This is a genomic window from Sphingomonas sp. SL1004 (genome assembly GCF_057815015.1).
On the sequence record NZ_JBYMUX010000001.1, the window covers coordinates 2,384,842 to 2,405,244 of the forward strand.

General features: G+C 65.4%; 15 protein-coding genes. 7 read left to right on the plus strand and 8 right to left on the minus strand.

What is annotated here, in order from left to right:
• The first annotated feature begins 45 nt into the window (after positions 1 to 45).
• The gene (locus tag AC3D24_RS10760) at positions 46 to 2,763 is read left to right on the plus strand and encodes a TonB-dependent receptor (RefSeq protein WP_489030505.1); all 2,718 of its coding nucleotides are present in this window, start codon (positions 46 to 48) and stop codon (positions 2,761 to 2,763) included.
• 64 nt (positions 2,764 to 2,827) lie between these two features.
• Here AC3D24_RS10760 and AC3D24_RS10765 read toward each other — a convergent pair whose 3' ends face one another.
• Genes AC3D24_RS10765 through AC3D24_RS10775 form a run of 3 tightly spaced genes read right to left on the minus strand, consistent with a single transcriptional unit; the run spans position 2,828 to position 6,880 of the window.
• Positions 2,828 to 4,138 (minus strand): PepSY-associated TM helix domain-containing protein, encoded by a 1,311-nt coding sequence (locus AC3D24_RS10765; protein ID WP_489030507.1) that lies wholly within the window; start codon positions 4,136 to 4,138, stop codon positions 2,828 to 2,830.
• Positions 4,126 to 6,405 (minus strand): TonB-dependent receptor, encoded by a 2,280-nt coding sequence (locus tag AC3D24_RS10770; protein ID WP_489030509.1) that lies wholly within the window; start codon positions 6,403 to 6,405, stop codon positions 4,126 to 4,128. The genes AC3D24_RS10765 and AC3D24_RS10770 overlap by 13 nt, the downstream gene beginning before the upstream one ends.
• A 55-nt stretch (positions 6,406 to 6,460) precedes the next feature.
• The gene (locus AC3D24_RS10775; RefSeq protein WP_489030511.1) at positions 6,461 to 6,880 is read right to left on the minus strand and encodes a hypothetical protein; all 420 of its coding nucleotides are present in this window, start codon (positions 6,878 to 6,880) and stop codon (positions 6,461 to 6,463) included.
• Between the two features lie 329 nt (positions 6,881 to 7,209).
• Between AC3D24_RS10775 and AC3D24_RS10780 the strand changes: the two genes are divergently transcribed.
• From AC3D24_RS10780 to AC3D24_RS10795, 4 genes are all read left to right on the plus strand, one after another.
• Positions 7,210 to 8,355 (plus strand): sensor histidine kinase, encoded by a 1,146-nt coding sequence (locus AC3D24_RS10780; protein ID WP_489030513.1) that lies wholly within the window; start codon positions 7,210 to 7,212, stop codon positions 8,353 to 8,355.
• Entirely contained in the window at positions 8,352 to 9,149 is a 798-nt protein-coding gene (locus AC3D24_RS10785; RefSeq protein ID WP_031393111.1) for a LytR/AlgR family response regulator transcription factor, read from the plus strand. The genes AC3D24_RS10780 and AC3D24_RS10785 overlap by 4 nt, the downstream gene beginning before the upstream one ends.
• 174 nt (positions 9,150 to 9,323) lie before the next feature.
• Complete coding sequence (locus AC3D24_RS10790; RefSeq protein ID WP_489030516.1) at positions 9,324 to 10,340, plus strand: cell wall hydrolase; 1,017 nt, start codon at positions 9,324 to 9,326, stop codon at positions 10,338 to 10,340.
• A gap of 378 nt (positions 10,341 to 10,718) precedes the next feature.
• Positions 10,719 to 12,587, plus strand: coding sequence for an ABC-F family ATP-binding cassette domain-containing protein (locus AC3D24_RS10795; RefSeq protein WP_489030518.1), 1,869 nt, complete (start codon positions 10,719 to 10,721; stop codon positions 12,585 to 12,587).
• Between the two features lie 282 nt (positions 12,588 to 12,869).
• Here AC3D24_RS10795 and AC3D24_RS10800 read toward each other — a convergent pair whose 3' ends face one another.
• Entirely contained in the window at positions 12,870 to 13,190 is a 321-nt protein-coding gene (locus AC3D24_RS10800) for a DUF3297 family protein (protein WP_489030520.1), read from the minus strand.
• Between the two features lie 121 nt (positions 13,191 to 13,311).
• Positions 13,312 to 13,707 (minus strand): hypothetical protein, encoded by a 396-nt coding sequence (locus AC3D24_RS10805; RefSeq protein ID WP_489030521.1) that lies wholly within the window; start codon positions 13,705 to 13,707, stop codon positions 13,312 to 13,314.
• 240 nt (positions 13,708 to 13,947) lie between these two features.
• Between AC3D24_RS10805 and AC3D24_RS10810 the strand changes: the two genes are divergently transcribed.
• On the plus strand, positions 13,948 to 14,610 hold the full coding sequence (locus AC3D24_RS10810; protein WP_489030523.1) for a L,D-transpeptidase family protein: 663 nt from the start codon (positions 13,948 to 13,950) through the stop codon (positions 14,608 to 14,610).
• Between the two features lie 177 nt (positions 14,611 to 14,787).
• Positions 14,788 to 15,780, plus strand: a complete 993-nt coding sequence (locus AC3D24_RS10815; protein WP_489030525.1) for a diguanylate cyclase domain-containing protein — start codon at positions 14,788 to 14,790, stop codon at positions 15,778 to 15,780.
• A gap of 312 nt (positions 15,781 to 16,092) precedes the next feature.
• Here the strand turns inward: AC3D24_RS10815 and typA are convergent, their stop codons facing one another.
• From typA to AC3D24_RS10830, 3 genes are all read right to left on the minus strand, one after another.
• Entirely contained in the window at positions 16,093 to 17,937 is a 1,845-nt protein-coding gene (typA, locus tag AC3D24_RS10820) for a translational GTPase TypA (RefSeq protein WP_056051990.1), read from the minus strand.
• A gap of 89 nt (positions 17,938 to 18,026) precedes the next feature.
• A complete protein-coding gene (locus tag AC3D24_RS10825; RefSeq protein WP_489030527.1) occupies positions 18,027 to 18,992 on the minus strand; it encodes a hypothetical protein in 966 nt (321 codons plus the stop codon).
• Between the two features lie 323 nt (positions 18,993 to 19,315).
• Positions 19,316 to 20,329 carry a zinc-binding alcohol dehydrogenase family protein gene (locus AC3D24_RS10830; RefSeq protein ID WP_489030529.1) on the minus strand — a complete coding sequence of 338 codons (1,014 nt, stop codon included), beginning with the start codon at positions 20,327 to 20,329 and terminating at the stop codon, positions 19,316 to 19,318.
• Positions 20,330 to 20,403 lie beyond the last annotated feature (74 nt).

The following is a 20,403-nucleotide window of genomic DNA, read 5'->3' on the forward strand; positions in this document are numbered from 1 at the left end:
AAACGCCGACATCCAGAGCTACGGGCTCTAAGGGGACATTTTCAGATGCGTACTATGCTTGCTTGCGGGGTTGCGTTCGCCGCACTCCTGGTTCCAGCCACCGCCTTCGCGCAGTCGACCGGCACCGTCGATGCCGAAGAGAACAGCGAAATCCTGGTCACCGGTACGCGCGCCGACGACGTCGGCGGCGTCAAGGTCAGCAACACGTCGAAGAACAAACAGGTCTTGAAGCAGGCGTTCATCTCCCGCCAGACCCCGGGCCAGACGATCAACGAGATCATCAACAGCCTGCCAGGCGTCAGCTTCCAGAACAACGATCCGTTCGGTTCCGCCGGCGGCACGCTGACGATCCGCGGCTTCGACTCCAGCCGCATCAGCCAGACGTTCGACGGCATCCCGCTGAACGACACGGGCAACTACGCGATCTATTCCAACCAGCAGCTCGACCCCGAGCTGATCGAGGAAGTGAACGTCAATCTGGGCGCGACCGACGTCGATTCGCCGACCGCCTCGGCATCGGGTTCGACGGTCAACTACCGTACGGTCAATCCGACCGACGAGATCGGCGCACGCATGGTTGGCTCGATCGGCGACTATAGTTTCTTCCGGACCTTCATCCAGCTCAACAGCGGCGTGTTCACGCCGTTTGGTACGAAGCTGTGGGTTGCAGCCAGCAGCGCGACCAACAATGTCGTGTTCAACGATTTCGGCAAGATCGAAAAGCAACAATACAACGCCAAGCTGTACCAGCCGATCGGCGGCAATGGCGACTTTATCGCCGTGTCGGGCAACTACAATCAGAACCGCAACAACTTCTTCGGTTCGGCGCCCTTGCGTGACGACAACAACGTCTTCACCTCGACCATCGTCAACGGCGTGCCGACGCTGGTTACCGGTGCGGTTCGTACCGCCGGCACCGCGTCGACCAGCCGCTTCCCGCGCAACCGCGACGAACTGCCCTATTCGGTACCGCGCTGTCAGACCACGCCGGCCGTGGCGGGCGTGAACAACGTCCCGAATACCTGCGGCACTACGTTCGACGAGCGTTACAACCCATCGAACACCGGCAACATCCGCGTCAATTCGCGCTTCACGCTGACCGATAAGCTGACCCTGACCGTCGACCCGAGCTATCAGTACACCAAGGCAAATGGCGGCGGCACGGTGCGCGCACAGGAAGGCGGCTATACCCAGACCGCAACGGCGACCCGCGGTGCGATCACGACCCCAATCTACGGCTTCGTTGGCGGCAACTATTATTTCGGCCAGGATCTGAACGGCGACGGTGACGTCCTGGATCGGACCGCTACGGTCGGCACCGTCACGACCAACGGCGGCGTGACCCTTCTGGCTCCAAGCCAGACGATCACGCATCGCTATGGTGTGATTTCGTCGCTACGCTATGACTTCTCGGACTCGCAGAACCTGCGCCTCGGCTACACGCTAGACTATGGCCGCCACCGCCAGACTGGCGAACTGGGCCGCATCCTGTCGAACGGCGTGCCGATCGACGTGTTCCCGGTCAACGACGGCCTGACGGCAGTCAATGGCAGCGTCGTCCAGAAGCGCGACCGCAAGTCGTTAGCCATATTGAACCAGGGCTTCGGTGAATATCGCGGCACATTCTTCGACGCGCTGACGGTCACTGTCGGCGTCACCGCGAAGTTCTTCAAGCGTGAGCTGAACAACTACTGCTTCACGACGGCGGCGAACGGCAACGTCGACTGTCTCGGCCTGGGTAATGCGGCGGACAACGCAACCTACGCCGCGGCCAACCCGCTCTACGCGGCACCGCAGCAGCGCAATTTTAAGTATAATCGCGTGCTGCCGAACGTCGGTTTCGTGTACAATACGCAGGGCCACTTCTCGATTTTCGGCAACTACTCGAAGGGCGTACAGGTTCCGGGTACGGACAACCTGTACCAGACCTTCTTCTACGCGGCCGGCACCGACGCGGCCAATCCCACGCCGGAGACGACGGACAATTTCGACGGCGGCATTCGTTATACGTCTAGCCGTATCCAGGCGTCGGTCGGTCCATGGTATACGCGCTTCACCAACCGTCTGGCAGCGTCTTACGATCCCGATACCCAGCAGACGCTGTATCGTAACCTGGGTCGTGTCGATAAATACGGTATCGACGGCAGCGTGTCGTATCGGCCGATCAACGAGCTGCTGTTCTACGCTTATGCTTCGTATCTGAAGTCCGAGATCAAGAACGATGTCCAGATCGGTACCTGCACGACGAACACGACGGTCAACTGCTCGGCAGTCGGCGCGCCGATCTTCGCGCTCACCGACGGCAAGCGTGAGTCGGGCGCTCCCGTGTACACGTATGGCGGCCGGATCCAGGCGACGCTTGGTCCCCTCGACCTGGGTGTGCAGGCCAAGCGTACCGGCCGCCGCTACCTGAACGACCAGAACCTTGGCCAGATCGCCTGCACGGTCGCACTGGTCAACACGATTTGCCCGACCGTCGCGAACACCACGGCGGCCTTCCCAACGGCGTCGCGTGGCCTTCAGTACAACACCTATGGTGCGGTCGCGCCGGGCTACACCACGGTCGATTTCGATCTTCGCCTTTCGCTCGACTGGGCTGGGATCGAGAGCAAGAAGACGTACCTTCAGTTCAACCTGCAGAACGCCTTTAACAAATATTATATCGGCGGCTTCACGGGCGGCTCGACGCTGGTGACCGCGGTCCCGTTCGTCCAGATCGGTTCGCCACGCGCGTTCATCGCATCGTTAAACGTCGGGCTTTAACTCTCGCACGATACCGCGCGCGATTGGCCGCCGTTCCCTTCGGGGAGCGGCGGCCTTTTTCGTTCTAACGCGGGCGGAGGCGGTCGATGGTGATGACCGCGAGCAATGTTGCGCCGAACAGCGGCATCGCGACGCCGAGCGTGGCGATGCCGCCGATCAGGAGAGGGCCGTAGCGGGGGCGGGTCAGTGTGATCGGCGTACCAAGCGTACCGGGCTTGCGGCGGCGCCACCACATGACGGTGCCGGATATGGCTAGGGTGGCGAGCAGCGTCGTGACCAGCGTGCCGAGGATCTGGTTTGCGAGGCCGAAGAACGCGCCTTCGTGGATCGCTATGCCATAGCCTACCGCGCGGTCGATCCATTGGCGTTGGGCGAAATCGCGGCGGTCGAGGATGCGGCCAGTGGCGCCGCGCAGGGTCAGGCGGGTTCGCTCGGGCCGGTTGGCGGACTCGGAGCCTATCGTCCAGTTCCCGGTGCCGGGTTTCGGGGCGATCAGAACCGGGGCGGCGAGCGGGAGGCTCTCCGCGACCGCGACCATGCGATTGAGGTCACCGGAGTGCGACGTCGCCGAAGCAGCAGGCAGCGCGGGCATTGCCATGCCGCGATGCTCGGCGTGTTCGTCGTTTTTCGGCTTGGGCTTGCCGGCGATCATCCAGTCGACCGGGCCGTCGGTCGTGCCGGTCGCGGTGCGGACCGCGGCGAGGTAGCTGCCCCAGGCGTTCGCCCAGGGCAGACCGGTGGCGATCAGGAAGACTGCCGCGAGGCTGACCCAGATGCCGGCCACCGCGTGCGTGTCGCGCCAGAAGAGGCGGCGGCCGCTTCGCCAGCGGGGGTAGAGGATGCCGGCGAGTCCCTTCCGCCCCCTCGGCCACCAGAGATAGAGGCCGGTGAGGAGCATCGTGATCGTCCAGCAGGCGGCGATCTCGACGAGCCAGCTGCCGGCCTTTCCGGCGAGCAGCGTGCCGTGGAGCGCGGAGATGGTCTTCATCAGGCGGGCGTCCTCGCGGACACTACCGAGGATCTTCGCACGGTACGGATCGACGTAGACGCGCGTCTCGACGCCGTCCTTTGCGATCAGGACGCGGACCGCCTGGGTCGGCGTTTCGGGGCGTTCGTATTTGCTCAGGCGCGCGCCGGGGTTCGCGGCGAGTGCGGTGGCGACGATCGCCTCGGGGGTGGCTCGTGCGCCGGTTACCGGGAGGCTGTCATGGGCGCGCTCCTGCCAGGCCTCGATTTGCGGCTTCCACAGATAGATCGTGCCGGTGACCGACAGCCACAGGATAAACGGCAGGCAGAACAGCCCGGCATAAAAATGCCAGCGCCAGACCGCGTTGTACCAGGAGACGCCCTGCCCCTTGCTCGTCACAGTTTCCATGTGAGATCCGCCTGAAAGCTGCGCTGGGGGAAGGGGTGGAACAGGAAATACCGATCGTTGCCGACGTTATCGACGCCGAGCCCAAGCGTGTAGTGATCGCCGACGCGGAACTGCGCGCGGAGATCGACGACGAGGTATTTGTAGAAGCCCTGATAGGTGTTGCCGACGACGTCGCTGTTGTCGAGCGTGCCGTAGAGGCGGCTGGCGTAGCGGCCGGCGGCGGTGAGCGCGATGCCGTCGGCGGGGCGCCATGTGCCGACCAGGGTCGCCTTCCATGCGGGGACCTGTGGCAGGCGCTTGCCGATCGAGCCGGGGAACGCGGTGTTCGCACGCGTGGTCGCGTCGGCATAGGTGACGCTGGCGGAGACGTCGAACCGGTCGACGATGTCGGTCCGCTGGACGACGGCTTCGATTCCTCTCGCACGGGTGCGGTCGACGTTCTGGACGAAGGTGGCGAGCGTGGTCGTGCCGTTGAGCGGACCGGTCTGCGAGATCAGCGCGTCCTCCACCGATTCGTTGAACAGCGCGACGCGGACGAGGCCGTGGTCGTCGTGATGCTCGATGCTGACCTCCTCGGATAGCGCGCGTTCGGGTTTCAGGTTCGGGTTGGGGACTGCGGCGACGGGGGTGGTGACGATCTGGTAGAGTTCGCCGACGGTCGGGAAGCGCCATGCCGTCCCGAACGAGGCGCGGGCGGTCCAGTTGGGAGCCGCGGTCCATGCCAGCGACGCCTTGGGGGAGAAGCGCGCGGCGGTCAGTTCGGGCTGGGTCGCGGCGATCGCCGGGGCCAGCGAAAAGTTGCGGCCGTCATAGGCGCGCCACCCTTCGTAGCGGCCGCCGAGAGTCAGCGTGACGTCCGCGATCGGCGTCCACGCATCCTGCGCCCACAGCGCAGCGGTGCGGGTCTTGCCCTTCGACTGGAGGTTGAGCGCACCATTGCTGCCGGCGATCCAGTCGGTGGTCGCGTAGCGCTTACTGTTTAGGACGAAGCGATCGAAATGCGCGCCGGCGCTGACGACGTGGTTGCCGGCATGCCATGCGGCCTTGGCATCGAGCGTCGTCCAGCCGGTGCCGTCGAGCCGGGCGATCGTCCCTGCCCCGCCGGTCTGTGCAGTCGGCAGTGCGGTGGTCGGGACGCGCTGGATGTCGTGGGCATAGTCGTAGAGCGTGCCGATCACTTGCCAGTCGACCGCGTTCGACGAGCCGGTCGCCGAGAGAGAATGGCTCCAGTGGCGCTGGTCCTGCGCGTAGGTGCCGCCAGAGAACGCGCTCGGCGCGACGGTGTAGGCGCGGCCGTCGATGTTGAAGGTTCCGGCATAAGCAGGCTGGCCGGTGGTGGCGTCGGTCAGATAGGCCTGCGCGACCGCGTCGGTGTCGTTGAGGAACAGCGCGCCGACATAGGTCAGGCGGATCGCAGACGTGACGTCGAGCGCGGCCTTCAGCTTGAAGCGATCCTGTCGCTGGTGCTCGATGCCGCTCGCCCCGAGCACGCGGATTGCGGCATTGGTGCGGTTGACGTCGTCATAGCCGCCGGTAACGGGCGTGCCCGTAGCGCTGGTCGCGGTCGGGCGCGTGGCGGTGACGAACAGGAGCGGCTGGCTGTTGCTGGTGACGTGGTCGTAGCTTGCGAACAGGCTGAGCGGGCCGAAGCGATCGCCGAGCGTCGCGCCGACCTGGTACGCGGGCAGCGTGTCGTGCGTGCCATATTGATCGTAACGCTGGACGTTGGTGCCGGCGGTTATCGTGGCTTCGAGTGTGTCCGGCAGGCGCGTGGTGATGTTGACGACCGCGCCGATCGCGTTGCCGGGATAGGCTGCGGAGAACGGGCCGTAGATCACGTCTACACGCGCGATCTCCTGCGGACTGACCAGGCCCCAGCGCGGCGAGGCGTTGGTATTGTTGTTGCCGATCAGTGCGGAGAGCAGCGCGCCGTCCGCGTAGACGAGGCTGCGGGCGCTGGCACCGACGCCGTTGGTGCGCGTGGCGAGCGGGGCCTGGGTGTCGCCGATGTGGCGTTTGCGGACGAGCAGGCTCGGCAAATATTTGAGGCTGTCTTCCGCGTTCACCGCATTAACGGTGGTGGCGATCGTGGCGGCGTCGATGCTGGCCTGGGTCGCAGGCGCGTTCTCGATCGACTGGGATTGCTTGCGCGCGAGGACGAGAATGTCGGTGCGAGTCTTGTCGTCTTCTGCGATGGCGGGCGCGGCGAGCGCGATCAGCGCTGCGCAAGCGAACCCACGGGTTCGCGCGCTGGAGAGCGTTGGCATTGAATGTCCTTCGATACTGGTCGTGGCGGCACTGCTCGAAGGCAGCGCGCGGGCGTCAGGCGAAGGTCGGTGGGCCGGTTTGGGGCGGCGGTGGCGCAGCGAGGCCATGGCCGATCGTAACGAGTGCGCGCGCGAGGGCCGGCGTCGCCCGGACCCGCATTGGCGGCAAAGGCGCGGCAAGCGTCGGTACGCCGATCGCAGGTGTGACGCCGGCGAACGCGCATGGGTGTTCGGGGCCCTGGCTGTGATGATCCGACGATTTCTCGTGATGCATGCCGGCCATCGCATGATCCATCGGCGCCTTGGCCGCAGGCATCGCCGGGCCGGTGCCCGAGCAGAGGACGATCCGGAAGCCCTGCGCGTCGGCAACGGGCATCCAGCCGGTCGGGATCAGCGCACGGACGAGCATGGCACAGGCGAACAGCAGCAACAGCCAACGGCGATGCGTCGCGGTCAGGGTGCGGAGAGCGGCCATACTGGCGACGGTTTGCGCCGGGTGGACAGGCGCGGCAAGTGGGCGTTTGGTCCGGGGCGGTTGCAAACCGTTGACACCTAGGCAGCACCGCCCCGGCGGAGGCCGGGGTCCAGTTGGGAAGCGTCGATAACGACGGACGGCGCTCCTCACTCGAGCCTCGCCAACTGGGCCCCGGCCTTCGCCGGGGTGACGCCCCTTTAAAGGATGGTCCGCGCTCCATCATCGCCAACGACGTCGGTCCGGCATGTCTGCGCCCTTGATAAGAGCTGTAGCGTAGGCCCTCCACAGCTTTTGCGTGTCTTCGCCGCCGCGTGTAAGACCGCGGGCCAATGGCTACCCCTCCTGCCTCGCCTTCCGGCTCCTCCGCCCCGAACCCCGCTCGACGCCTGCCCTTCACCGCGCGGCCGTTTTTCGAGAACAAGGCCCGTGCGTTTTGGATTCTCCAGGCGGTCGGGTGGAGCGGCTACCTGCTGCTGCGCGGCGTGGTGTCGATCTCGAACGGGCTGTCGCTCGACGGGGTGATCCCGGTGATCGTCGAGGCGATCGTCGGTTACTGCATCACGCTGCTCCTCTCGACGATGTACGGCCAGTATCGGCGGATGAACCGGCTTGTCGGCATCTTCCTGACGATCGCGACGCTGGCCGCCGCTACCTTCCTGTATGCGGTGCTCGACGCGTTCACCTTCTCGTTCATCGCGACCGCGACGCCGGGGGTAACGCTGACCCGGCTGCTCGGGTCGGTGTACGTCACGTTCACGGTGCTGTTCGGGTGGTCGGCGCTGTATTTCGGGATCAATTTCTACCTGATCGTCGAACAGCAGATCGACCAGATGGAGCATCTCGAGAACCAAGCGTCGTCTGCGCAGCTGGCGATGCTGCGCTATCAGCTCAACCCGCATTTCCTGTTCAACACGCTGAACTCGATCTCGACGCTGGTCCTGCTCAAGCAGACCGAGCGGGCCAACGCGATGCTCAGCCGGCTGTCGTCGTTCCTGCGCTACACGCTGGCGAACGAGCCGACCGCGCATGTCACCGTCGCGCAGGAGGTCGACCAACTGAAGCTGTATCTGGAGATCGAGAAGATGCGCTTCGAGGATCGGATGCGGCCGAAGTTCGACATCGATCCGCGCGCCGAGCGGGCAAGATTGCCGTCGCTGCTGCTGCAACCACTCGTCGAAAACGCGATCAAATATGCCGTCACGCCGCAGGAAGAAGGCGCCGAAATCTGCGTCGAAGTGCGGCTCGCCGGGGAACGCGTGCAGATCGCCGTATCCGACACGGGTCCGGGCTTGATCGAGGGCCGGATCGGTTCAAGCCTTTCAACCGGCGTGGGGCTCGCTAATATTAGAGACAGGTTGGTTCAGGCATACGGCCCTGACCACCGTTTCGAAACGCGCTCCACGCCCGCTGGCGGATTCTCGGTAGAGATCGAGATTCCCTACCAGCTTGAAGACGTGAACAGAGAGGCCGCATGACCATCCGTACCATTCTCGTCGACGACGAGCCGCTGGCGATCCAGGGGCTGGAACTCCGACTCCAGGCCCATGAAGACGTCGAGATCATCGAAAAATGCTCGAACGGCCGCGAGGCCATCCGCGCGATCAAGACGCACAAGCCCGACCTCGTCTTCCTCGATATCCAGATGCCGGGGTTCGACGGGTTCTCCGTCGTGCAGGGCCTGATGGAGGTCGAGCCGCCGTTGTTCGTGTTCGTGACCGCGTATTCGGACCATGCCTTGCGCGCGTTCGAGGCGCAGGCGGTCGATTACCTGATGAAGCCGGTCGAGGAATCGCGGCTGGCCGATACGATCGAGCGGGTTCGGCAGCGTCTGTCCGAGAAGCGCGGCGTCGAGGAGGTCGATCGGTTGCGCGAAGTGCTCGCCGATGTCGCGCCGGATGCGGCCGCGGACATGCCGGATGGGGACGCCGTGTCGGCGAACCGGTTCGAGAAGCTCATCAACATCAAGGATCGCGGGCAGATCTTCCGCGTCGATGTGGATACGATCGAGCGGATCGATGCGGCCGGCGATTACATGTGCATCTATACCGGCGATAATACGCTGATCTTGCGCGAGACTATGAAGGATCTGGAGAAGCGGCTCGACCCAAGGCGGTTCCAGCGGGTGCATCGGTCGACGATCGTGAACCTCGATTTGGTGAAGCAGGTCAAGCCGCATACCAATGGCGAGTGTTTCCTGGTGCTGAATTCGGGGGCGAGCGTGAAGGTTTCGCGGTCGTATCGCGATGTGGTGGCGCGGTTCGTTCACTGAGATAGTCCCCGTTATCCCAGCGAAAGCTGGGATCTCCCGGTAACAGGATCCGTCCTTGCCGATCGAGGTCCCGACTTTCGTCGGGATGACGGGGGTGTGCTTCGTTAGCGAGCGCTTCTCCCGTTTCCCGGCCCCATTAACCAGTCCCTAAACCCCGCGGCCTAGAGCGGGAGGATGAAGACGTCGGGTTACGGCCTTTACCGCCACGCGCTGATCAGCCTGCCCGCGTTGGTGATGGCGACGTCGTGCGTGCCGGCGGATCGGCCGGCGGCGATCGCTCGGGTCCAGCCGGAGCGGAACTCGCGTGCGCTGCTGAGCCGGATGGCGTTGCATGTGCCCGACGACATCTCTGCGAAGATCGCGACGGCCGCCCCCGATGCGCCGTTTGCGGCTGCGGCGCCGTTCGTTGCTCCGCCGTTTTTGACGTCGAACTCCGTCGATGATGCGAGCCGTGCCGCCGACTGCCTGACGGCGGCGGTGTATTATGAGGCGCGGTCACAGTCGGAGGATGGTCAGCGCGCAGTGGCGCAGGTCGTGTTGAACCGGGTACGCGACCGGGCCTTTCCGAACAGCGTTTGCGGGGTCGTGTATCAGGGGGCCGAGCGGCGGACCGGGTGCCAGTTCAGCTTTACGTGCGACGGCTCGATGAACCGTCCGCGGGAGCCGGGGGCTTGGGATCGCGCGCGGGCGGTGGCGAGCGCGGCGCTCGGTGGGAGCGTGTACGCACCAGTCGGGGCGGCGACGTCGTTTCATACGACGAGCATATTGCCTTGGTGGGCTTCCAGTCTCGCACGGATCACGACGGTTGGGGCGCATGTGTTCTATCGCTGGCAGGGGGCGCTGGAGCGGGCGCTGACGTTTCGGCAGGCTTATGCGGGGGTTGAGCCTGGGGTTCGGGGTGTTGGTTTGGCGAGCGGTGGTGGTGTGGCAGTGGCCGCGGCGCAGGTTGCTGGGGTTTCGGTGCATTATGGTAATCGGGACGACGTTGCGGACTCAAGTGCGGCGCCGGTCGATGCGCCGCATGGGGTGACGGTGCATCGGGGGATGGCGCGCTCGGACTCGATGATGGCGGGCGCGGCGGATGTGCAGACACGGTTGGTTTCCGGGGTGCGGGTGCATGTTGGTGGGCGCGCGGCCTTGATGGTTGGCGGCGGTGAGAGTTCGAACGCGGTCGTCTCGGACGAGACTTAGCCTCAACGTTGCACCACCCCGGCGGAGGCCGGGGCCCAGTTGGGGGACGTTGCCAACTGCGGACTGCCCTTCGTTACGACTACCTTTCCAACTGGGCCCCGGCCTCCGCCGGGGTGGTGGCCTCCGCCGGGGTGGTCCTCTATCGATGACGGATCGGCGCTCGATCCTCCCCCGCAAGGGGGAGGTGGCTGGCGCTTGCCAGACGGAGGGGGAGGCATGCGAAACCTTTGCTCCGTGTCCTCCCCCTCCGTCGCCTTTGGCGCCACCTCCCCCTGGCGGGGGAGGATTGAAAAAGAATGTCGAGGCGGGGAATCTGGCCGCAAGCACCCCCTACCCCTCCCCTCGCAAAACCATGCTGCATCTGCTAACGGCACGCGCATGCTGAACCTGAACAATATCACGGTGCGCCTGGGCGGACGCGTTATCCTCGATGGCGCCACCGCCGCGTTGCCGCCGGGCTCGCGCGTCGGGCTGATCGGGCGCAACGGCGCGGGCAAGTCGACGATGGTGCGCGTGATCGCGGGGCAGTTGGAGCCCGACGACGGGTCCGCCGACATGCCGAAGGGCGCTCGCATCGGCTACCTCGCGCAGGAAGCGCCGCACGGCGTCAAGACCCCGTTCGAGACCGTGCTCGAAGCCGATCTGGAGCGCGCCGCGCTGATGATCGAGAGCGAGACCAGCGAGGATCCCGACCGGCTCGGCGACGTGTACGAGCGGTTGATCGCGATTGACGCGTATACCGCGCCCGCCCGCGCCGCGCAGATCCTGCTCGGGCTCGGGTTCGACGAGGACATGCAGGCGCGCACGCTCGACAGCTTCTCGGGTGGCTGGAAGATGCGCGTGGCGCTGGCCGCGCTGCTGTTCTCGCAGCCGGACCTGCTGCTGCTCGACGAGCCTTCGAACCATCTCGATCTCGAAGCGGTGATGTGGCTCGAGGACTTCCTCAAGGGCTACAAGGCGACGATCGTGGTGGTCAGCCACGAGCGCGATTTCCTCAACAACGTGGTCGATCACATTCTGCATCTGCAGGGCGGCAAGGTCACGCTGTATCCGGGCGGCTACGACGCGTTCGAGCGGCAGCGTGCCGAGCGGCTCGCGCAGATCGAGGCGGCACGCGCCAACCAGGCGGTGCAGCGCGAGAAGCTGCAGGAATATATCGCGAAGAATTCCGCCCGCGCTTCCACGGCGAAGCAGGCGCAGTCGCGGCAGAAGATGCTGTCGAAGATGCAGCCGATCGCGGAGAGCTACAACGACCCGACGCTGTCGTTCGGCTTCCCCAACCCGACCGAACTGCGTCCGCCTCTGATCACGCTCGACATGGCGACCGTGGGCTATGCCGACGTGCCGATCCTGAAGCGGCTCAACATGCGGCTCGATCCCGACGACCGGGTCGCGCTGCTCGGGCGCAACGGCAACGGCAAGACCACGCTCGCGCGGTTGCTGGCGGCGCAGCTGACGCCGATGGACGGCGAGATGTCGTCGTCGGGCAAGATGAAGGTCGGGTATTTCACGCAGTATCAGGTCGAGGAACTCGATCCTACCGACTCGCCGATCGAGCATATGTCGCACCTGATGAAGGGCGCGACGCCGGCCGCGGTGCGCGCACAGTTGGGGCGGTTCGGCTTCTCGGGCGACAAGGCGACGACCCGGGTCGGCAAGCTGTCGGGTGGCGAGCGAGCGCGTCTGGCGCTGGCGCTGATCACGCGCGATGCACCGCATCTGCTGATCCTCGATGAGCCTACCAACCATCTCGACGTCGATGCGCGTGAGGCGCTCGTGCAGGCGCTCAACGCGTATACCGGCGCCGTGGTGCTGGTCAGCCATGACCGGCACATGCTGGAGCTTACCGCGGATCGGCTGGTGCTGGTCGACGACGGGACGGCGAAGGAATTCGACGGTAGCCTCGACGACTACATCGCGTTCGTCCTGAAGGGTGACGGCGGCAAGGGCGATGCGGCGTCGAAGGCCGACAAGAAGGCCGGCAAGAAGGCTGCGGCCGAGGCGAAGAGCAACGACGCGGCCCTGCGGAAGGCTCTGCGCGAGATCGAGGAGCAGACCGCGAAGTTCACCAAGGAGCGTAATGCCCTGGACCGCGCAATGGTCGATCCGGCTAATGCGGAGCCGCGGTTCTCGCGGATGTCGATGGGGGACCTGAGCAAGCGTCGCGCCGAGGTGCATGCGAAGTTGGAGGCTAGCGAGGCGAAGTGGCTTGAGGCTAGCGAGGCGTTGGAGGGCGTGGCGGCTTAAGGCCCCCCGCCCCGCATAACGTCCCTCGCCCCAAGCCCGTCATCCCAGCGAAAGCTGGGATCTCCCCATTCCGGTCGCGGCGTCCGCCAAGCGGGATACCCCAGCTTTCGCTGGGGTGACGAGATTTGGGAGGGGGCAGCCGTATTCCAGCGCGCCGGTAACTCAGCGATAGTCCGCGCTTCTATGTTCTCCCGCGAAGGCGAGAGCCCAGTCTGGATACCCCGCCTTCGCGGGGAAACATTATTCTCTAAGCTCAGAGCGTATGCTCCGAGCTCTTCGGGCTCAGCCCTCGTCGGTGTCCGCGCCCGCTGCCGGACGCTCGAACCAGGCCTCGACAGGCCCAACCAGCTTGACCGTCAGCGGGTTACCCGCGCGATCGACCTTCTTGCCGAGCGCCACTCGGATCCAGCCTTCGGAAATACAATATTCCTCGACGTCATGGCGGACCTTGTCCTTGAAGCGGATGCCGATGCCGCGTTCGAGCAGGTCCTGCTGGAAAAACGGGCTGCGCTGGTTGATCGACAGACGATCGGGGGGCGTGTCGCCGGTTGCGGCCGGGGTGGCGGCGGCTTCGGTCTCGGGCGTGTTGGGCGTGTCGGTCATGGTCGCGCGTCTAGCGGCAAGCGCCTGTCCCGCGCCAGAAAAAAGGCACGCCCAAAAAACACCTCGCACTAAAACGGCGCCGGGATTGCTCCCGACGCCGTCATTTCGTCCTGCGATCGGATCAGCTGCAGACCTGCACCGATACCCGGTCGCCATAATAAGGATCGACCCGCCACTCGTTCCAGCACCGCGGACGATAGTCCTGACGGTAATAGGACTGGACCGGCTCGCTGTAATAGGCGCGCGGCGGGGGACCGCGGTAATAGCCGTCGTCGTAATAACCGCGGTTGCGATTGTTGTTGCTGGCGATCGCCGCGCCGACGCCCAGGCCCAGGATACCGCCGAGCACTGCTGCCCCCGCCGCATTGCCGCCACCCCGGTGACCGTGCCACCCGCCGCCATAGCCGCGCCCGTAACCACCACGACCCCAGCGCTGCGCATCCGCAGGCGCCGCTGCGGTCAGCGCGGTTGCGGCGAGGGCGATGCCCAGGCCTGCCTTCTTCATCAATCCGTTCATGTTCCGAACCTCCATTACCAGTTACGCCGGCCCGCTTCAGATACTCGTCTGGTACAAACGCATAAGTGTCCGACCGTGTTGCAGGCTTTGCCCGATTCGGTCTGAACTGCGGCGGAACGGGCTGTTAACCTGCCGTATAGCCACGCCACGCAAGTCCCGTCCGGGGACGCTGGCGGCTTTGACGGTATGCGCAATCTTCACGAATATGCGATAGGTGACGGCATGCGCAGGACCGTGACGATGCGAACGATCGCCTTTGCCGTACTGGCCACTAGCGGCGTGCTGATCGCCGGGCTCGCGCTGTCGGGATCACCGGTGCAGGTGCGTGCAGCGGAAACGCCGGTGCGGATTGCCCAAATGCGGCCGGCTCCGAAGGTGGCACCTGCCGCGCCTAAGGCCGTCCCCACTCCCGTCGTCGCCGCGGCCGATCCGACCGAGGGCTATGTCGTGAAACGCGTGCTCGATGTCCCCGAACCGTTGCGGCACGGCGCCTATTACTGGGACACGGAAGGCGTACCCGAGGGCCCGATCGTGATCACCGTCGACTTGGTGGCGCAGACGCTGTCGATCTTTCGCGCGGGCTACGAGATCGGGACGGCCGCGGTGATCTATGGCGCGGACGAAAAGCCGACTCCGCTGGGCGTGTTCAAGATCACGCAGAAGGACGCGCATCACGTGTCCAACCTGTACGGCGCGCCGATGCCGTACATGCTGCGGCTGACCAACGACGGTGTCTCGATCCACGGCAGCGCGCTGATGGATGGAAAGTACGCCACGCATGGTTGCGTCGGGGTGCCGACCGCGTTCGCCAAGCTGATCTTCGGACAGGTGAAGCTCGGCGACCGGGTGATCGTGACGAGCGGCGAGATGCTGGAGCGCGGCGGACGGATCACCGCGGCCTGAAGACTGCCGCCTGAAGACTGCCCCTTTGAAGACTGCCACCTGAGTCGAACTGCCGATAATCCACCGCGCCTTGTAAGCAAATCACAGTCAATTTGGCTGGACCGCCATTCGCTCTTAACCGCTGACCCGATATCTTTCGGTCATGGAACAACGGGTAGGACAAAGCGGGCGCGCGGCATGAACACGACGATCGACACCTGGTCGCCGACTGCGCCCGACGGAACCTTCGACAAGGCGACGCTGATCGAGCGCTCGCTTGCGCTGGCGGGCATTGGCGCCTGGACCTGCGACCTGGCGGATTCGTCGCTGCGCTGGACCACGGGAATCCACGAGCTGTTCGGGCTGCCGGCCGACGCGCGGGTCGATCGGCGCGAGACCGTCGCGATGTACGCAGAGGAGTCGCGCGAGACGATGGAGCGGCTGCGTGCCCAGGCGATCGCCGACGCCGGAACGAGCGGTGATTCAAGGCGGGGCCGGTTCTCGCTCGACGCCGAGATCGTCCGGACCGATGGCGCTCGGCGGTGGATGCGGTTGACCGGCGACGTCGTCGTCGAAGGTGGACGCGCGCGGCGACTTTATGGGATCAAGCAGGACATCACCGACGAGAAGCTGCGCTGGGAGGCAATGCGCCGGCTGGCCGAACACGACGCGCTGACCGGGCTGGCAAGCCGGGCGCTGTTCCAGAGCCGGTTTCTCGATGCGCCGGCGGGCGGAGCCGGGATCGCACCGCTGGGGGCGCTGATCCTGTTCGACATGGATGGCTTCAAGCAGGTCAACGACCGGTTCGGGCATGCCGCCGGGGACGCCTGCCTGCGAATAGTGTCCGAGCGTCTGACCACGGCGTTTCCGGACGCGCCGATGATTTCGCGGATCGGTGGCGACGAGTTCGCGGTGCTGGTGCAGGCAGAAACTTTGGGCGCTGCGCTCGAACTGCGACTCGCTGCGGCGCTGGCCGACCTGCGGATGCCGATCGCGTGGGCGGCAGAAATCCTGCGGGTTGGCGCGTCCGCGGGAATCGCGGTGGCGGGTGATGCCTATGATTATGACGCGGAGGCGATGTTCGCGGTTGCGGATGCGGCGCTGTACGCGGCGAAGACGGCGGGGCGGAACACGTTTCGGGCCGGGGTGCCGGGCGGTGAGGTCAAGCAGGTGATGCGGCTGGTCGGGTGAGGGTGTGACGTTTCCGTCAGATAGCGCCTTCCCTACATTCGTCATCCCCGCGAAGGCGGGGATCCATATCCTCAGGGGTCGGCAATTCTGCCGCGAGGCCCGCTAATATGGGTTCCCGCGTTCGCGGGAATGACGGGTAGAAGTGCCCGTTTCACCGAATAGAAAAGCACACACGAACAAAAAGGCCGGAGGTTTCCCTCCGGCCTTTTGCATTTCCAACCTAGCGCGACACGGCAAAGCCGTGTCGTCGGACCTCGCTTGAGCGAGGCCGGCCGAGCGCCTGAGGCTCAGCCGGCTTCGCCTTTGCTGGCCTCAGGCGCTCTGCTTAGCCCGGCTAGCCCGCTTGCGCTCGTTCGCATCCAGGAAGCGCTTGCGCAGGCGGATCGACTTCGGCGTAACTTCGACCATCTCGTCGTCGTCGATGTAGGCGATCGCCTGCTCCAGCGTCGCGCGCTTTGGCGGGGACAGGCGGACCTGGTCGTCCTTGCCGCCGCTCGCGCGGAAGTTGGTCAGCGCCTTGGTCTTCATCGGGTTGACCTCGAGGTCGTCCGGCTTGGCGTTCTCGCCGACGATCATGCCCTCATAGAGCGCCTCGCCGTGGCCCACGAACAGGATGCCGCGCTCTTCGAGCGGGCCCAGTGCGTAGTTGTTCGCCTCGCCCGAACCGTTCGAGATCAGCACGCCGTTCTTGCGACCTTCGATCGCGCCCTTGTGCGGACCGTACTTCTCGAACAGCCGGTTCATGATCCCGGTGCCGCGCGTGTCGGACAGGAATTCGCCATGATAGCCGATCATCCCACGCGACGGCGCCGAGAAGGTGATGCGGGTCTTGCCGCCGGTCGACGGACGCATGTCGGTCAGCTCAGCCTTACGCGTGTTCATCTTCTCGACGACGGTACCCGAATGCTCCTCGTCGACGTCGATGATGACCGTCTCGTACGGCTCGGTCTTCTTGCCGTTCTCGTCCTCCCCGAACAGCACGCGCGGACGCGAGATGCCCAGTTCGAAGCCTTCGCGGCGCATCGTCTCGATCAGTACGCCGAGCTGAAGCTCGCCGCGGCCGGCGACTTCGAAGCTGTCCTTGTCGGCAGCCTCGGTCACCTTCACGGCGACGTTCGACTCGGCTTCGCGGAACAGGCGTTCGCGGATCATGCGGCTCGTGACCTTGCTGCCCTCGCGGCCCGCCATCGGCGAATCGTTCACGGCAAAACGCATCGACAGCGTCGGGGGATCGATCGGCTGCGCGTGCAGCGGCTCGGTCACCGTGATGTCGGCGATCGTGTCGGCAACCGTAGCGACCGAGAGACCTGCCAGAGAGATGATGTCGCCGGCCTTGGCTTCGTCGACGGGAACGCGCTCGAGACCACGGAACGACATGATCTTGGACGCACGACCGGTCTCGATGATCTTGCCGTCGTTATCGAGTGCGTGGATCGCCTGGTTGGTCTTCACGGTACCCGAATTGACGCGACCGGTGAGGACGCGGCCGAGGAACGGATCGCGGTCGAGCAGCGTGACGAGGAAGGTGAACGGCACGCCGGCGACTTCCACGGCGGGCGGCGGCACGTGCTTCACGATCGTCTCGAACATCGGGATCAGCGTGCCTTCGCGCGCGTCCATGTCGGTCGAGGCATAGCCGTTGCGACCCGATGCGTAGAGCACGGGGAAATCGAGCTGGTCGTCGTTGGCGTCGAGCGACACGAACAGGTCGAACACTTCGTCGAGCACTTCCTGGATGCGCGCGTCGTTACGATCGACCTTGTTGACGACGACGATCGGCTTCAGGCCGAGCGCCAGCGCCTTGCCGGTGACGAACTTGGTCTGCGGCATCGCGCCTTCCGACGAATCGACCAGCAGGACGACGCCGTCGACCATCGACAGGATGCGCTCGACTTCGCCGCCGAAATCGGCGTGGCCGGGCGTGTCGACGATGTTGATGCGGATGCTCTCGGACTCGCCGGGAGGAGTCCAGTCGACCGAGGTCGGCTTGGCGAGAATGGTGATGCCACGCTCTTTTTCGAGGTCGTTCGAATCCATTGCGCGCTCTTCGACGCGCTGGTTGTCGCGGAAGGTGCCGGACTGGCGGAAGAGCTGGTCGACCAGCGTCGTCTTGCCGTGATCGACGTGCGCAATGATCGCCACGTTGCGGAGGCTCATGGATATAATCTCTTGATCGAGGGATTGGTTGGCGCGCGCCATAGCGTAATTGTTGCGCCGCGGGAAGATGCAGCCGTATTTAGGGAACCTCAGCGCCGTTTGTAAGTTCCGGCGGCGAGAATGCTGCGGGGGTCGCGAACCGCCAACATCGCCTTCAGCGCGACGTGCTTGTCGGGTGCCGCGGCATAATAACGCTGCCAGATGCGCAGGCCCATCCAATAGCCGAGTTCGGGCGGCCAGCTGGCGGGCGGCGTGGAGTAGTTGCCGACCCAGCGTGCATAGGCCTTGGCTTCGGGCGAGCCTTCCTCGGGGTCGTCCTTGTCGGTGAGCTTGCGGGTGAGCGCGATGTCGGCCTGCATCTGGCGCCAGAGTTCGGCCTCGCGCGGGGTGGCCCAAGCGGCGCGAGCGGCGTCGGGCTCCTCGCCGGTGACGAGCTGCGCGATGAAGTCTGCGGCGCCCTCGACGAGGATCGCGGTGAGCAGGGGGTCTCGGGCGAGCGTCATCCCGGCATCCTGCTGGAAGGAATGCACCGTCTCGTGCGCGAAGAAATGGCGGAGCGTCTGGCGGAGTTTCTCGGGGCTCGGCGACATGCGGCACAGCACTTCGAGCCCGAGCACCTGCGCGCCCGGCTTGGCGGTGCCGCCGGACGTGTTCGCGCCGAAGACTATATAGACCTGCGGGAGCTTCACGTCGGGGAGCGCGCCGTGGAGGCCGAGATAGATCGCGCGGAGATCGGCGGTGGTGGCCTTGGCGGCGGGGAGGCAGGTCTTGATCGCCTGCGCGTAGCGGGTGGGGCTGGCGGCGATGGCGCGCGCGAGATTGTCGGCGTCGACGATCCGCCCGGGGGTGAAGACGCCGATCCCGAAACTGCCCTTGTCGAGATAGTCGCGCTTGAGTTGCGCGGCGGTGGGCTTGCCTTTGGTTTTGGCGAAGAGGGTCGCGAAGCGGTCGGCGTCTTCGGTGTGGATCGTGGCGGTTAGCGGGTCGGTTGATGGAGGACGATTCGTGGCCGCTGCGGGGAGGAGGGCAAGCGCGAGGATCAGCGGGCGGAGCATGGTGCAGAGTATCGTGTGTTTGCGCCGCCGCCAGTCTCATTTGGCGGTAAGATGCCCAGCGCGTCACCCACGCCGTTCCCCCGCGAAAGCGGGGGCCCAGGGTCACGAGCGGTGACGTCCCTGGCTCCTGGGCCCCCGCGTTCGCGAGGGAACAAGAAAGAGTGGTTCGTCTGCCCGGCCTCCACCCCGGCGGAGGCCGGGGCCCAATTGGAAAGGTGCCAATAATGGAGCACCCCCATCCGTTAGCAACGTCCCCCAATTGGGCCCCGGCCTTCGCCGGGGTGGTAGCCTAGGTTAGCGGGACGCTCTGGAAAGTCGAAAGCTTAGAACCCCTCCAGCACGATCTTCCCCTTGGCCGTGTGGCTCTCGATCCGCTCGTGCGCCCGCCGCAAATTCGCCGCGTCGATCCGCCCGAAATTCTCCGCCAGCGTCGTCCGGATCGTCCCCGCATCCACCAGCCGCGCGACCTCGTCGAGCAACTTGCCCTGCTCGCCCATGTCCGCGGTCTGGAACAGCGAGCGCGTGTACATCAGCTCCCAGTGGACCGAGATCGACTTTTGCTTGAGCGGCACGATGTCGAGCGTCTTCGGATCGTCGATCAGCACCAGCCGGCCCTGCGGCGCCAGCAGCTCGCCGATCTCGGCGATGTGCTCGTCGGTATGCGTCGTCGAGAACACGAACCCCGGCGCCCCCAGCCCGAGCGCCTCGACCTGCGCGGCGAGCGGCTTGCGGTGGTCGATCACGTGATGCGCGCCGAGATCCTCGACCCAGCCGCGGGTCTCGTCGCGCGACGCGGTGGCGATCACGGTCAGGTCGGTGAGCTGCCGCGCGAGCTGGATCGTGATCGAGCCGACCCCGCCTGCCCCGCCAATGATCAGGATCGCGTTCGCCGCGCCGGGGACGGGTTTGCGCACGTCGAGCCGGTCGAACAGCGTCTCCCACGCGGTAACCGACGTCAGCGGCAACGCCGCCGCCTGCGCCCAATCGAGCGACTCTGGCTTGTGGCCGACGATGCGCTCGTCGACGAGATGATATTCGGAATTGGTCCCAGGTCGGTCGATCGCACCCGCGTAGAACACGTCGTCGCCGACCTTGAACCCGGTCACGTCCACGCCGACTGCGACGACGACGCCCGATGCATCCCAGCCCAGCACCTGCGGCTTGCCGTCCGGATCTTCGCGGCGCTGGCGGATCTTGGTGTCGACCGGATTGACCGAAACCGCCTTCACCTCGACCAGCAGGTCGCGCCCCGCCGCTTCGGGCTTGGGGAGATCGAGGTCAACGAGCGACTGCGGATCGTCGATCGGGAGCGACTTGGTATAGCCGATGGCGCGCATGCTGGAACTCCTGTGATGTCGCCGACAAGCTGTCCACGCGGCCGCCCGGTTTCAAGGAGAGCAGTTGGCAAGCC

Coding starts and splice junctions, on each gene's coding strand:
- typA (WP_056051990.1), bottom strand. CDS start 17,937: ATGAGCCTCCGCAACGTGGCGATCATTGCGCACGTCGATCACGGCAAG.
- AC3D24_RS10770 (WP_489030509.1), bottom strand. CDS start 6,405: ATGCCAACGCTCTCCAGCGCGCGAACCCGTGGGTTCGCTTGCGCAGCG.
- AC3D24_RS10780 (WP_489030513.1), top strand. CDS start 7,210: ATGGCTACCCCTCCTGCCTCGCCTTCCGGCTCCTCCGCCCCGAACCCC.
- AC3D24_RS10830 (WP_489030529.1), bottom strand. CDS start 20,329: ATGCGCGCCATCGGCTATACCAAGTCGCTCCCGATCGACGATCCGCAG.
- AC3D24_RS10785 (WP_031393111.1), top strand. CDS start 8,352: ATGACCATCCGTACCATTCTCGTCGACGACGAGCCGCTGGCGATCCAG.
- AC3D24_RS10800 (WP_489030520.1), bottom strand. CDS start 13,190: ATGACCGACACGCCCAACACGCCCGAGACCGAAGCCGCCGCCACCCCG.
- AC3D24_RS10790 (WP_489030516.1), top strand. CDS start 9,324: ATGAAGACGTCGGGTTACGGCCTTTACCGCCACGCGCTGATCAGCCTG.
- AC3D24_RS10810 (WP_489030523.1), top strand. CDS start 13,948: ATGCGAACGATCGCCTTTGCCGTACTGGCCACTAGCGGCGTGCTGATC.
- AC3D24_RS10775 (WP_489030511.1), bottom strand. CDS start 6,880: ATGGCCGCTCTCCGCACCCTGACCGCGACGCATCGCCGTTGGCTGTTG.
- AC3D24_RS10760 (WP_489030505.1), top strand. CDS start 46: ATGCGTACTATGCTTGCTTGCGGGGTTGCGTTCGCCGCACTCCTGGTT.
- AC3D24_RS10805 (WP_489030521.1), bottom strand. CDS start 13,707: ATGAACGGATTGATGAAGAAGGCAGGCCTGGGCATCGCCCTCGCCGCA.
- AC3D24_RS10825 (WP_489030527.1), bottom strand. CDS start 18,992: ATGCTCCGCCCGCTGATCCTCGCGCTTGCCCTCCTCCCCGCAGCGGCC.
- AC3D24_RS10765 (WP_489030507.1), bottom strand. CDS start 4,138: ATGGAAACTGTGACGAGCAAGGGGCAGGGCGTCTCCTGGTACAACGCG.
- AC3D24_RS10795 (WP_489030518.1), top strand. CDS start 10,719: ATGCTGAACCTGAACAATATCACGGTGCGCCTGGGCGGACGCGTTATC.
- AC3D24_RS10815 (WP_489030525.1), top strand. CDS start 14,788: ATGAACACGACGATCGACACCTGGTCGCCGACTGCGCCCGACGGAACC.